Below are 13,790 nucleotides of genomic sequence, written 5' to 3'. Positions count from 1 at the left end.
ATGCGAGCGATTGTAATTCTTTTCGCCATGCTCCTGAGCGCGTGCAGTACGCAACAGGGCCGATATCAAATGGCTGACGACCAAGCACCCGAGCGCCTTCCTGAGCAGGTGCACACTGATGATGCCCAGCCAAGGTATGAGCCTTATAGCTTAGCTGGCAACAAAGACTACACCTTAAATGGTCAACGCTACGAAATACTCCGTGAGCCTCGCGGTTACCAAGAGGCGGGTATTGCCTCTTGGTACGGCCAAAAATTCCACGGCCATAAAACCTCTAATGGCGAAGTGTATGACATGTATTCCATGTCTGCGGCGCACAAAACCTTGCCTTTGCCGAGCTACGTCGAAGTCACCAATCAAAATAACGGTAAAAAAGCGATTGTACGCGTCAACGATCGCGGCCCTTTCCATAACGAGCGCCTGATTGATCTCAGCTATGCGGCTGCAAAAAAGCTTGGTGTTTTGCAAACAGGTACCGCACCAGTCGCACTTCGTTTAATCTCTCCAGAGAAACCCGCGCAAGATGAGTGGCATTCGGCCCGCCATCATGCGTACTATGTCCAGTTGCTTGCATTGTCCGATGGCTTAAAAGCCAGCCAAAGTGCGGAACAATTAGCGAAAGCACACGGTCTACCTACCCACATTGCTCGCCGCGACCAAGTGTACCGTGTGCGTTTTGGTCCGTTTTACGACCGTGGCCAAGCTCAGCAAGCGATGCAAGTTGCTAAACAGCATCAACTGCCGGGCGCTTTTATCGTCACCGAAGCACTTGTTAATGACGACACATCTGTCACAAGTGCTAAAACAAACAATCAGTGAGTTAAAGGAATCGAGCCTGTCTCTCTGTGCCCAATTTGGTATAGTGAGCTTACAGTATCGACATCGATAACCGACAAAAGTACTAAAAATGATGAAAAAATCCGTTTCCCGCATGCGTACATTGCTATCTGCTGCGCTTTTCGTATCAGTGACGGCCCAAGCCGCGCCCGCTGTTGTACCCGATGCTCCACAAATTGCCGCCAAGGGCTACGTGCTTATGGACTACCACTCCGGTGAAGTCCTTGCCGAAAATAATGCCTACAAACGCCTTAACCCGGCCAGCCTCACCAAGATGATGACCAGTTATGTGATTGGCCAAGAGGTTGAGCGCGGCAACATCTCCATGGATGATGACGTGGTGATCAGCGAAAATGCGTGGGCGAAAAACTTCCCAGGTTCATCCAAGATGTTCATCGAAGTCGGGACCACGGTGAAAGCAGCCGACCTTAACCGAGGCATTATCATTCAATCAGGCAACGATGCCTGTGTCGCGATGGCGGAACATGTCGCGGGCTCTGAAGATGCTTTTGTGGATCTGATGAACCGTTGGGGTGAAACACTGGGCATGGACAGCACGCATTTCTCGAATGTGCATGGCCTCGACTCTAAAGATCTTTACACTACCCCTTATGACATGGCGTTATTGGCGCAGGCGCTGATCCGTGATGTGCCAGCGGAATACCGCATTTACAAAGAGAAAGCGTTTACCTACAACGGGATCACCCAATACAACCGCAATGGCCTATTGTGGGACAAGAGCCTTAACGTTGACGGTATCAAGACGGGCCATACCGATGGTGCCGGCTATAACTTGGTGAGCTCAGCCACTGAAGGCGAGATGCGTTTGATTGCTGTCGTGATGGGCACCAAAAGTGCTAACGCACGTAAAGCTGAAAGTAAAAAGCTATTGAACTATGGCTTCCGTTTCTTCGAAACCGTCGCCCCACACAAAGCAAATGAAACCTTTGTGACTGAAAAAGTGTGGATGGGTGATACCGATGAAGTGTCACTCGGGGTGACCGAAGATACCTACGTCACACTTCCTCGCGGCAAAGCACAAGATCTAAAAGCGAGCTTCGTGCTGGAAAAAACCCTTGAAGCACCGATCAGCAAAGGGGATGTAGTAGGCAAGCTGTTCTATCAAGTGGATGGCGAAGATGTTGCCGAATACCCTCTGGTTGCGTTGAACGACGTCGAAAAAGGTGGATTATTCAGCCGGTTAATTGATTACATTGTTATGATGTTTCAAAACTTACTGGGCTAAGCCGCTTACCATTTAGTCCCATTCCCGCCCACCAACTTGGTGGGCGGCTTGTTTTCTGTCCCAGAGCAGATTAGTATTTCGCGTTAATCGTGATCCATCGCACATAGGTATGCCGTTCTCGGCCTGCCCATTGGGAGTTAACATGCAAGAGCAACCAAAACTAAAAGACTTGCTGGAGTTTCCTTGTCAGTTTACTTACAAGGTTATGGGCCATGCTAAGCCTGAACTGCCGGACCTTGTTCTAGGTGTGATCCAGCAACATGCGCCAGGTGACTACAGCCCAAAGGTGAAACCTAGCGCAAAAGGTAACTATCACTCGGTATCGGTGACCATTACTGCCACCTCTATCGAGCAAGTAGAAACCTTGTATAAAGAACTTGGCGAGATCGAAATCGTTCGTATGGTTCTTTAATCAGAATACCCACACGGCTGGCGGCTTTTAATCACGCCGCCAACCTCTATAATACCCCCACAGATAACAATATGGGTAATCGGTTTGCAGCACCAACTAGTTGTTAGATATCTGGGCCGCCGACCTTATCCGCAAACCTGGCAGCAGATGCGTGACTTCACGGATAGCCGTGATGCACATACTTGTGACGAAGTCTGGTTGGTCGAACATGATCCCGTCTTCACCCAAGGTCAAGCGGGTAAACCGGAACACGTTTTGGTCCCTGGAGACATCCCCGTCGTACAATCAGATCGAGGGGGACAAGTGACCTATCACGGTCCCGGTCAGTTAGTCGTTTACTTTTTAATTGATTTAAAACGTAAAAAAGTCGGCGTTCGAGAACTGGTTAGCCATATTGAAAATCTCGTTGTCGCTACCCTCGCCCATTATGGCGTAACCGCCTACGCGCGTCCCGATGCGCCCGGTGTGTATGTGGATAGCGCAAAAATCTGTTCCCTTGGGCTCCGTATTCGTCGCGGGTGCTCATTCCATGGACTGGCACTCAACATCAATATGGATTTATCTCCATTTCAACGCATTAACCCCTGTGGGTATGCGGGGATGGCGATGACGCAACTGAGTGATCAGGTTGAAGGCGCAACCCTAACAGACGTCCAACCTGTGCTAGTAGACACTTTAACTCAACAACTGGGATATACTCAGGTTGAGGTTACAACGGAAAGCAGCGATTTATGAGCAAACCGATTCAGATGGAACGCGGCGTTAAGTACCGCGATGCCGAAAAGATGGCGCTTATCCCGGTCAAAAATATGCCGACCGAGCAAAAAGAAGTGCTGCGCAAGCCTGATTGGATGAAGATCAAGCTCCCTGCCGAGACCTCTCACATCAAAGAAATTAAAGATGCGATGCGCAAAAACAACCTCCACTCTGTGTGTGAAGAGGCCTCCTGTCCAAACTTGGCAGAGTGCTTTAGCCACGGTACCGCCACTTTCATGATTTTGGGTGCGATTTGTACCCGTCGTTGCCCATTTTGCGACGTCGCCCATGGCCGTCCAGTTGCCCCTGATGCGGACGAACCCAAGCATCTGGCGCAAACTATTAAAGACATGAAGCTTCGTTATGTCGTGATCACCTCAGTTGACCGCGATGACCTTCGCGATGGCGGGGCACAGCATTTTGCCGACTGTACCCGTGAGATCCGTGCGCTCAACCCAGAAATCAAAATCGAAACCTTGGTACCTGACTTCCGAGGCCGAATGGATCGCGCCCTAGATATCCTGCGTGATAATCCACCGGATGTGTTTAACCATAACTTAGAAACAGCGCCTCGCTTGTATCGTAAAGCGCGCCCCGGTGCCAACTATCAGTGGTCACTGGATCTGCTGAAAAAGTTCAAAGATATGCACCCAGATGTTCCTACTAAGTCTGGACTCATGATGGGCTTGGGCGAAACCAAGGAAGAGATCATTGAGGTTCTGAAAGACCTACGTGCCCACGGTGTCACCATGCTGACATTAGGTCAATACCTTGCGCCAAGCCGCCATCACCTTCCGGTTGAACGTTATGTGCCGCCCGAAGAGTTTGATGAGCTCAAAGCTATCGCGCTGGATCTTGGCTTTACCCATGCTGCATGTGGTCCCTTTGTCCGCTCTTCATACCATGCTGATTTGCAAGCCAAAGGTGTCGAGATTAAATAAGTCTCTATGCTGAAAATACAAAAAAGCCGCGCTCGCGCGGCTTTTTTACGTTTTGCATATAACTTGCGTTTGTATGCTTAAGTTATTGACGCGTCAGGTAATCTGCTTTTCCGACCCACTTATACGTGGTCAGCTCTTCGAGTCCCATCGGGCCGCGCGCATGCAGCTTTTGCGTTGAAACAGCCACTTCCGCGCCTAAACCAAACTGGGCACCGTCAGTAAAACGGGTTGAAGCATTGACATAGACTGCAGCCGAGCCCGCACCATTGATAAAGGCTTCAGCAGCATCAATATCATTGGTCAGAATCGTGTCTGAATGGCTCGCATTGTGTTCGCGCATATGACCGAGCGCGTCGTGCACATCGTCAACCACAGCAACACCGAGCGTTGGACCCAACCATTCAGTATCAAAGTCTCCCTCAGCGGCTTCACGAAGCTGTGCGACACCGTCAAGGTAGGGCAAAGCACTATTCGCTGCGACAATCTTCAGTTTCTGTGCGTTAAGCGCTGGGATCAGGCGTATAAACAACTGTGCCGCGACTTGCTTGTGCACCAATAGCGTATCCAAAGCGTTACAAGCGGATGGACGGTCTGTCTTCGCATTAATGATCACATCCGGTGCGCGTTCAAGATCGGCACTTTGATCCACATATAAATGGCTGATCCCAAAACCACCAATAATCACCGGAATCGTGCTGTTTTGTTTACACATTTTATGCAAACTAGCACCGCCGCGCGGAATAATCATATCCACGTACTCGTCCATGGTCAGCAGCTCTGCGACCAATTCTCGGTCAGGCTTTTCGATGTATTGCACCGCTGATTGCGGTAGTTCAGCCTTGCTCAGTGCAGATTGAATCACAGTGACCAACACTTGGTTGGTCGCAAAGGTTTCTTTACCACCACGTAAAATACTGGCATTGCCCGTTTTTAGACACAGTGCGGCAATATCGATGGTGACGTTAGGGCGCGCTTCATAAATCACACCGACAACCCCCAGAGGCTCACGGCGCTTCGATAACGAAAGGCCATTTTCGAGCACTTTATGGTCAAATTCTTGCCCAACCGGATCGGGCAACGACACCACATTACGCACATCTGCAGCAATCGCCGATAAACGTGCTGGCGTGAGTGCTAAGCGGTCGATCAACGATTCGCTCATACCCGCCGCGCGTGCGGCTTCTAAGTCCGTTTGGTTAGCCGCTAAAATACTCGCTTGTTGCGCCTCTAATTCGTCCGCAATGAAGATCAGCGCGCGATTTTTTTTCGTGGTGGAAGTTGTCGCGAGTTGGTAAGCCGCCTCTTTGGCCGCTTTCCCCATCATTTGTAAACTCATGTTGTGTGCATCTCTTTTATTGATCGCCAATAACGACAAGGTCGTCTCGGTGTATGGCTACCGGTCCATACTCATAGCCTAAAATATCTGCGATTTGTTGGCTATGTGCACCTGCAATACGGCGAAGATCGGCCGCGGAATAACGGCAAATACCGCGCGCAAGGCATTGCCCCTCTACAGAGTAAATGCGTGCGACTTCACCACGCGCAAAGTCACCTTTGACGCGTACGATGCCTTTACTCAGCAAGCTGCTACCTTTTTGCGTCACTGCCGTCACCGCACCGGTATCAATGGTAATATCTCCCGCAGGAGGTGGTCCGGCTAATATCCAGCGTTTACGGCTCTCTAATGGGCTTTCTAACGGCAAGAATCGAGTGCCTGCGCTGTTACCGGCGACCACGTTTTGGATCACTTCAGGCTTGCTGCCAGCGGCAATCGTGACTTCTATGCCCGCACGTCGCCCAATATCTGCAGCCTGCAGTTTCGTAGCCATGCCACCGGTGCCAAGACCTGTAACACTGCCTCCCGCTAATTTGCGTAAGGTTTCATCAATCGTATGGACTTCCCGAATAAGCTCGGCATCGGGTTGCGTTCTCGGATCCGCCGTAAAGAGTCCGGGTTGGTCAGTAAGCAGCAATAATTTATCTGCGTTGGCTAAAATTGCCACCAGCGCTGAGAGGTTGTCGTTATCACCGACTTTGATCTCAGATGTCGCCACCGCATCATTTTCATTCACAATGGGAATGATGCCGTTGTCGAGTAAAGCATGGAGCATGTCTCGCGCATTGAGAAAACGCTCGCGGTGATCCAAATCAGCGCGGGTCAGCAGCATCTGTCCGACTTGAAAGCCATAAAGACTGAAAAGATGCTCCCAGGTTTGAATTAAACGGCACTGCCCGACGGCTGCGAGCATCTGCTTATTGGCGACCGTGTCAGCCAATACCGGATAATCAAGGTGCTCTCGTCCAGCAGCAATCGCTCCCGAAGAGACAATGATCACTTGATGGCCTTGTTGGCGCAGGCGCGCGCACTGACGAACCAACTCAACCATGTGGGCTTGGTCAAGGTGTTGCGAACCGCCAGTCAGCACACTGGTGCCTAATTTTACAACGATGGTTTGAGAAGAGACGGTGGCTGCAATGTCACCGTCTCGAAGCGCGTCTTGAACTGTCATGATTGCCTGATTGACTAAAAGATAGATGTCTCTTTTATCAATCCCATGCCCATTTAACAAGGACTGAAATCAGGCAAATCACGTTTTAGTTAGAAAGGGCGAGTTCAGGCTCGGTCAGTTTTTGACTTGGGGAAAGGGAGAGCGATAGTTCATCGACCACCAATTGGCATAATTTGGTGTAGAAACTATCAAGGGTTTTCTCAACCTCAGCGCGCTGTTTGGCAGGGACAGCTTTTGCTAACCATTCCCCGTGCTCGTCATAGAGGCCATAACCGTAGTGATAACGGAACCCATCGTCTTCTGGGGTAAGCACTAGCCACCAGCCCCAGAATTCGCGCGCGTCGGGCTCCTTTTTCGCATCGACGCAGACAGACAAGCTATCAAAAAAATAGCTTTGTTCATCAGATTGCCCATCACGAAAATAAGGGCCCAGCGCAGTAAAACGTGTTTTTAACCGTCCATGAGAAAGCGGGAGCGTTTGGGTCATGGTGTCCTCCAGTGGCACTCTATCTACCTAAGTTCAAGGTATATCATGACGTTATCAATCAGGTGAACGCCAATCCCCCGCTTTCCGCACTCGATCACACCTTCGCCACCTTAGTTACAAAATATTGGCAAACCAAGAGACGGTCTCACACAACGCACGATGATAGCCGTCATGCAAAGGCGTATTCGGCAATGTCACCGCTTTACCACCACGACTATAGGTCGCAATCAGTTTATTGTCGGATTCTGGACAAACCGGATCACCTTTTAAGCTCAAGGCTAAAATGGGCACATCGGTGCGCCGTCCGGTGAGTAAGCCTTGGTTTTTGAGTGACCACGCCTGCAAGCGTGTCCGAAGCGTGTCGATAGGAATATGGCGACCGAGCCGCGACCCTAGTGTATCGAGGTACATGGGCGGCATTTTCTTCATCATTTGTGCATTGGTTAATAGCGAATGCACGATGCCTCCCAGCGCCGCACTCGCTTTGACTCTATGTGGTTCAAGAAAGGCTAACCGAACCGCTGGATTGGCGCCAAACCGGATCCCCATGGTGCCCACGCGGTGGTGATCCACCCAAGGTACCTCCGCCAGTTTATCTAACATGGCACGATGTAAGCGGCTGGTATCTTCATTGAGATGCCAATGACTGCTGTGCCCCACTGAGGGCATATCTAAGGTCAATACTGCGATATCTGCGGGAGCAAAGTAATCGACGAATACCCGCCATAAATCGGTTTGCAAACTGTCTAAGCTGCCACTGAGAATAACCACCGGCAGAGTCGCATCGGTTCTTGGCAGATACAGGTAACCTTTTAGCGATTTGCCATCGAGCGTTGTTTCTACGGTTTTAACCGTGAAGGGAAGCTTATCCATGGCATGCTCAAAGGCTTTGTAGGCCAGCGTTTCCGATTGCAAAGCGAGCGTATCGCCTTTGAGGTGAGGATACGCCGCGATACCGAAATAGGTACAGGCTTGCAGCCATTGCTGACTCGCTGCTTGATGCTCTCCTTTGTCTACCAGCGCTTGGGCGCGCTTTTGGTGCTGCATGCCCACTGCTGTCCACTCGTAGTTCCAATTTCCCGAGCGGTAGCCTTCTACCGTATCCAGCAGACTGTCAACGGAGCGTGAATTATCCGAATGAGCAATACGGGCAAAAATGGCTTCCATCTCTACCGGATCCACTCCTTGCCACGTCCATTGTCCACGACGCCGCATTCGATACCAGCTGCGCTCACTATCTCCATCAAACGCCGAATAACTCGCTTGATCGATTTGCTGGATAGCGCCAAACAATGTCGACGTTTCTTTGGCATGTCTGTGTTTGGCAAACAGCTTGACCGACAAATTTTGAGATTCGCTTTCCGACACGTTCACTCCCGAGCGTTCAGTTTATGACGCTCCTAGTGTAAACCATACTCACAGCAAGGCCATGATTTTCAGTCAATCGCGTCCCTAGAAACGAAAAAACGCCGCAACTGTGTGCGACGTTTTGTTGACAGCAGATTATCAATAACCTTGCTGGCTATTATTTGGCAATCGGATCCACATAGCTCACCGCCATATCCCACGGCTGCTCAATCCATGTGTCTTGCGCAATATCGACGATATAATCGTCAACAAGATGCTTACCCGCCGGTTTGGCGCTTACAGTCACAAAGCGTGCTTTAGGATAGAGTTGGCGCACCATTTCTGCGGTTCCGCCTGTATCAACCAAGTCGTCCACCACAATAAAGCCTTCACCATCCCCCGGTGCTTGTTTCACGACACGCATATCGCGCTGATGATCATGATCGTAGCTCGAGATACACACCGTATCGACATAGCGAATGCCTAGCTCACGGGCCAGAATGGCGGCAGGCACCAAGCCACCGCGACTCACAGCAATAATTCCCTGCCACTGGTCAGCGGGTAGCAGCCTCTCCGCCAATTGGCGTGTGTACATCTGCATGTTGTCCCAGGTGATGATGAACTTGTTACTCATGATGAAAACCTCGTGGCGTTTCTCGCCTTGTTATAACGTCAATGTGGGCGGCTGTTTTACACCAAGAAAACGAACTTGAGTAAGAACAATCCAGCCAAGATCCAGATACTGACAGGGACCTCACGCCCTTTGCCCGCAAAGGTTTTTACGGCACAAAACGCAATAAAGCCAAGGCCAATCCCGCTCGCAATCGAGTAAGTGAGCGGCATCAGCAAGCACACCACGACCACCGGTGCGGCTTCGGTCAAATCTCGCCAGTTAATCCCTACAAGACCTGACATCATCAAAATCGCAACATAAAAGAGAGCGCCAGCTGTTGCATACGCTGGGACCATACCTGCTAGCGGCGCAAAAAATAGCGCAAGCAAGAATAAGATCCCCACAACGACAGCAGTGAGTCCTGTACGGCCACCCGCTGCTACCCCTGACACACTTTCAATATATGAGGTTGTATTCGACGTGCCTAAAAGCGCCCCGACCGATGTCGCGGTACTGTCTGCCAGTAATGCACGATTTAAACGCGGCAGTTTACCATCTTTGTCCAAAAGTTCCGCGCGCTGTGCCACACCCACTAAGGTTCCTGCAGTATCAAAGAGGTCAACAAACAAAAATGCAAACACAATAGACACCAGACCAACTTCAAGGGCTCCGGCAAAATCAAGCTGCATAAAGGTCGGCGCGAGGCTTGGCGGCGCAGACATCACGCCATGGTAAGGGACATCCCCCGCGACAATACCAATCACGGTGACCACTAAAATCGCAATCATGACCGCCCCTTTTAGGCCACGATGCACCAAACCGATAGTGAGGAAAAAGCCAAGTGCTGCCATCGCTGGGGCAAATGCCGTCACATCACCCAGTGCGACAAGGGTTGCCGGGTGATCCACGACGATCCCCGCGTTTTGCAGTGCGATGAGCGCTAAAAACAAACCGATACCCGCCGAGATACCGGTGCGCAGTGACATAGGAATCGAGTTGATAATCCACTCACGAATTTTCAACACACTGAGTAGAATAAAACACAAGCCCGAAATAAACACCGCAGCCAGCGCAACCTGCCACGAGTGGCCCATTTGCAGCACCACTGTGTAGGTGAAGAAAGCGTTAAGGCCCATACCTGGCGCTTGAGCGACCGGATAGTTGGCGACAATTCCCATCACAAAACAGCCGACGGCAGCAGCCAAACAGGTGGCAACAAATACGGCGCCCTTGTCCATTCCTGCTTCAGCCAAAATAGATGGGTTCACGAAAATGATGTAGGCCATGGTGAGGAAGGTGGTCACACCGGCAATAACTTCGGTGCGAAGATCCGTGCCATGATCGCTGAGTTTAAATAAACGCTCTAACATCGTTGGTATCCCGAATAAAAGGTGGCGCATCATAAGATGCAAAAGGAAAACGTTTGCGTGTCAAAAATTGGCGCAAATCTTACCGATCGATGAAGGAAATTTCCAGCACGAAACCGCATGAATTGATCGGAATGTCATGGCTCTCGTGATGGTTGCCAACAAGATTGTCTATCATGACTGGCTTATCAGGCACCTGACATACCACCCATAAAAAAAACGCCACAACATTGTGTGGCGCCAGAACTAAAGCGTTTGCTTCTGGATCAGAAATGTCTCTGTAAGAGCGGGGGAATCGTAAAACTTACTTGCGGTACCCGAACGGCGCCGGATACGTAAATCCTTTGGTATACACTGACTGTTGGTTCCAGTAGTAGTTAGATACCATACCTTCCATCGTTTTTACCTCTCTCAAGTTTAAACCTAATGTTGTTCACATTTTGTCTCGGTTCCTTGGAGGCGAATACTCGGGTTCACTCCATGAACAATCGATAACCTGTGTTATCAGTGTCTAGATAATAACCCACACGTAATTATATTACAAGAAATAGAGTGACTAGAGTCACAAAAAGTTCATATTTGGTAGTTTTATTACGCCCTGCACGCCTAGATATCCGGCATGCACTCTGTTTTTCCTTCCCTTGATCCTGCGACTGTCACCACCTAGTCGACAGTGGTATGCTTGGTAAAGTCCATCTATTTCAGTAAGGCCTACTGTTTAAAAGGCCAACAATAAAATAAAATGGAGTCTACCGTGTCTGAGATCAGCCAATTATCACCCCAGCCTGTTTGGGCTTTTTTTGACCAGATTTGTGCTATTCCACATCCCTCTTACCACGAAGCACAATTGGCAGCATTCATTGTCGATTGGGCGAAAGGCCGAGGTTTAGAGGTTCGCCAAGATCCCACTGGCAATATTTTTATCCGCAAACCGGCGACGCCGGGAATGGAAAACCGCAAAGGTGTAGTACTACAAGCCCACCTTGATATGGTGCCGCAGAAAAACGAGCACACCGAGCACGACTTTACCACTGATCCGATTCGCCCTTATATCGATGGCGAGTGGGTCACGGCGGATGGCACGACATTAGGCGCCGATAACGGTATTGGAATGGCCTCCTGCCTTGCCGTCTTAGCGGCTGATGACATTGAACATGGTCCGCTCGAAGTGTTGCTCACCACCAACGAAGAAGCTGGGATGGACGGTGCATTTGGCCTAGAAGCAGGCTGGCTTGAAGGAGAAGTGTTACTGAACACAGACTCCGAACAAGAAGGAGAAATCTACATGGGCTGTGCGGGCGGCGTCGATGCTAGCATGCACTTTCCGGTCGAGCGTCATCCCATCGGCGACAATTTTGCGCGTTTTACCGTCGGTATAAAAGGCCTAAAAGGCGGCCACTCTGGGGTGGATATTCACACGGGTCGCGCCAATGCCAATAAGCTACTTGCACGCATGCTCAGCCATCACCTCAGTGAGATTGATGTCAGTCTAATTGCATTGCGAGGCGGCACATTGCGTAACGCCATCCCGCGTGAAGCCTTTGCAGATATTGCCGTGCCAGTCGAACAAAAAGACGCATTAGCCGCGGCGATAGATAACTACGCGCAGTTGCTTCACGATGAGTTGGGACGCTTGGAGGAGAACGTCACTGTTGTACTCGATGCGTCCGACAATCAAGCCGACCCATTGACCCGTGCCGTACAATCTCGGCTACTCGCGGCCTTAAACGCGGCGCCAAACGGTGTTATACGGATGAGCGATGATGTTCCGGGTGTGGTAGAAACCTCACTGAACTTAGGCGTTATCCAAACCGATGAGCATACTATTACGGGATTGTTTTTGATCCGCTCATTGATCGATTCAGGGCGAGAAATGGTGCAAGGCATGCTGCGCTCACTGGCCGGTTTAGCAAACGTGACCGTCGAGTTTTCCGGCGCATACCCGGGGTGGAAGCCTGATCCGGACTCTGAAATCATGCATATTTTCCGCGATACCTATGAAGCTATCTATCAGCGTAAGCCTGATATCATGGTGATCCACGCGGGATTAGAATGCGGTCTATTTAAAAAACCTTATCCGGATATGGATATGATCTCGTTTGGTCCAACGATTAAGTTCCCTCACTCACCTGATGAGAAAGTGAACATTGAAAGTGTGGGTCACTATTGGCAACAAATGCGCGCTATCTTAAAAGCGATTCCTGAAAAGCGCGCTTAAGCGAGTAAACTTAGCTGGGGGTCATTGTCGTCCCCCAGCCCTACCGACAAACCAATCAGCCGCACCGCTCTACCCTCGCCTCGATAAAACGCTTCATGCAACAAGGTATCAAATAGCCCTCGATCTAACCGCTCACAGCGGTGTGCAACCGTCGTGGTTTGAAAGTCGTTGAATTTGAGTTTGACCCCTTGGCGACAAATCCGTCCATTCGCATCGGCTTTTTCGAGTCGCCGTTGGAGCTCTTCGTATAAAGTATCTAGCCACTGTAAACAATCATTCAGCGCCGCAAGATCTTGCGATAAAGTGCGCTCTACGCCAACGGATTTACGTATCCGCTCCACTTGCACTGGACGTCGATCAATACCGTGTGCTCGCTGCCATAGTACCTGCCCAAATTTACCAAACCGCTGGATCAGTTCACCATGATCGCTACACTGCACATCTCTACAGGTAAACAAATTCAGTTCATGAAGCTTGGTTAAGGTGACACGTCCTACGCCCGGAATGCATTGCAAAGGGAGCTCAGCCACAAAGGTGTCGACCTCGTCAGGGGTGATCACGCATAAGCCATCCGGTTTGTTGATATCTGAGGCGACTTTGGCGAGAAACTTGATTGGCGCGACGCCTGCCGACGCGGTTAATGATAGCTCGTCGCGAATGGTGTGACGAATCGCTTCTGCAATGCGGGTTGCCGAGCCTTGATGACTGTCGCAATCTGTAACATCTAAGTAAGCCTCATCAAGAGAGAGGGGCTCAATAATATCGGTATAACGATGAAAAATAGCATGAAGCTGCTGAGAAACGGCGCGGTACTTGGCCATATTGCCACGCATAACCGTCAGACCGGGACATAGTTTAAGTGCTTGAGCTGTCGCCATCGCGGAACGGATCCCAAAGCGACGCGCGGGATAATTGCAGGTTGCAATCACCCCTCGCCCATCAGGTGACCCGCCAATCGCAAGAGGCACCTGTTGTAAGGCAGGGTTATCACGCATCTCCACTGCCGCATAGAAACAATCCATGTCGATATGGATGATTTTCTTCATGACAATCCTG

13 protein-coding genes are annotated in these 13,790 nt (G+C 50.4%); 6 read left to right on the top strand and 7 right to left on the bottom strand.

Annotation, left to right across the window (positions count from 1 at the left end; genetic code table 11):
• From N7E60_RS03880 to lipA, 5 genes are all read left to right on the top strand, one after another.
• Entirely contained in the window at positions 1-819 is an 819-nt protein-coding gene (locus N7E60_RS03880) for a septal ring lytic transglycosylase RlpA family protein (RefSeq protein ID WP_069587425.1), read from the top strand.
• A gap of 91 nt (positions 820-910) precedes the next feature.
• Complete coding sequence (locus N7E60_RS03875) at positions 911-2,083, top strand: serine hydrolase (RefSeq protein WP_077675627.1); 1,173 nt, start codon at positions 911-913, stop codon at positions 2,081-2,083.
• A 142-nt stretch (positions 2,084-2,225) separates the two neighbouring features.
• Positions 2,226-2,495 carry a DUF493 family protein YbeD gene (gene ybeD / locus N7E60_RS03870; protein ID WP_069587426.1) on the top strand — a complete coding sequence of 90 codons (270 nt, stop codon included), beginning with the start codon at positions 2,226-2,228 and terminating at the stop codon, positions 2,493-2,495.
• 84 nt (positions 2,496-2,579) lie between these two features.
• Positions 2,580-3,230 (top strand): lipoyl(octanoyl) transferase LipB, encoded by a 651-nt coding sequence (gene lipB / locus N7E60_RS03865; protein ID WP_069587427.1) that lies wholly within the window; start codon positions 2,580-2,582, stop codon positions 3,228-3,230.
• Positions 3,227-4,192: a lipoyl synthase gene (lipA, locus tag N7E60_RS03860; RefSeq protein ID WP_269598182.1), complete on the top strand. Its 966-nt coding sequence runs from the start codon at positions 3,227-3,229 to the stop codon at positions 4,190-4,192. Before lipB ends, lipA begins: the two co-directional genes overlap by 4 nt.
• A gap of 82 nt (positions 4,193-4,274) precedes the next feature.
• On the opposite strand, the gene N7E60_RS03855 is transcribed toward lipA, so the two are convergent.
• The 6 genes from N7E60_RS03855 to N7E60_RS03830 all read right to left on the bottom strand — a co-directional run bounded on the left by N7E60_RS03855 (position 4,275) and on the right by N7E60_RS03830 (position 10,519).
• Positions 4,275-5,528: a glutamate-5-semialdehyde dehydrogenase gene (locus tag N7E60_RS03855; protein WP_096631135.1), complete on the bottom strand. Its 1,254-nt coding sequence runs from the start codon at positions 5,526-5,528 to the stop codon at positions 4,275-4,277.
• Positions 5,529-5,544: 16 nt separating this feature from the next.
• Complete coding sequence (proB, locus tag N7E60_RS03850; RefSeq protein WP_096631132.1) at positions 5,545-6,702, bottom strand: glutamate 5-kinase; 1,158 nt, start codon at positions 6,700-6,702, stop codon at positions 5,545-5,547.
• Positions 6,703-6,787: 85 nt separating this feature from the next.
• Positions 6,788-7,189: a sigma factor-binding protein Crl gene (gene crl, locus N7E60_RS03845; RefSeq protein WP_069587431.1), complete on the bottom strand. Its 402-nt coding sequence runs from the start codon at positions 7,187-7,189 to the stop codon at positions 6,788-6,790.
• 114 nt (positions 7,190-7,303) lie between these two features.
• Complete coding sequence (gene frsA / locus N7E60_RS03840; RefSeq protein ID WP_269598181.1) at positions 7,304-8,557, bottom strand: esterase FrsA; 1,254 nt, start codon at positions 8,555-8,557, stop codon at positions 7,304-7,306.
• Positions 8,558-8,714: 157 nt separating this feature from the next.
• On the bottom strand, positions 8,715-9,170 hold the full coding sequence (gpt, locus tag N7E60_RS03835; protein ID WP_069587432.1) for a xanthine phosphoribosyltransferase: 456 nt from the start codon (positions 9,168-9,170) through the stop codon (positions 8,715-8,717).
• 56 nt (positions 9,171-9,226) lie between these two features.
• Positions 9,227-10,519 carry an NCS2 family permease gene (locus N7E60_RS03830; protein WP_069587433.1) on the bottom strand — a complete coding sequence of 431 codons (1,293 nt, stop codon included), beginning with the start codon at positions 10,517-10,519 and terminating at the stop codon, positions 9,227-9,229.
• Between the two features lie 739 nt (positions 10,520-11,258).
• Between N7E60_RS03830 and N7E60_RS03825 the strand changes: the two genes are divergently transcribed.
• Positions 11,259-12,734 (top strand): aminoacyl-histidine dipeptidase, encoded by a 1,476-nt coding sequence (locus tag N7E60_RS03825; protein ID WP_077661856.1) that lies wholly within the window; start codon positions 11,259-11,261, stop codon positions 12,732-12,734.
• Here the strand turns inward: N7E60_RS03825 and dinB are convergent.
• Positions 12,731-13,780: a DNA polymerase IV gene (dinB, locus tag N7E60_RS03820; RefSeq protein ID WP_077455575.1), complete on the bottom strand. Its 1,050-nt coding sequence runs from the start codon at positions 13,778-13,780 to the stop codon at positions 12,731-12,733. The genes N7E60_RS03825 and dinB overlap by 4 nt on opposite strands.
• Between the last annotated feature and the right edge of the window lie 10 nt (positions 13,781-13,790).

The organism is Salinivibrio proteolyticus (assembly GCF_027286365.1).
GTDB lineage: Bacteria > Pseudomonadota > Gammaproteobacteria > Enterobacterales > Vibrionaceae > Salinivibrio > Salinivibrio proteolyticus.
The sequence above is the reverse complement of the archived record's forward strand: the minus strand, read 5'-3'. Positions and strand labels throughout refer to the sequence as shown.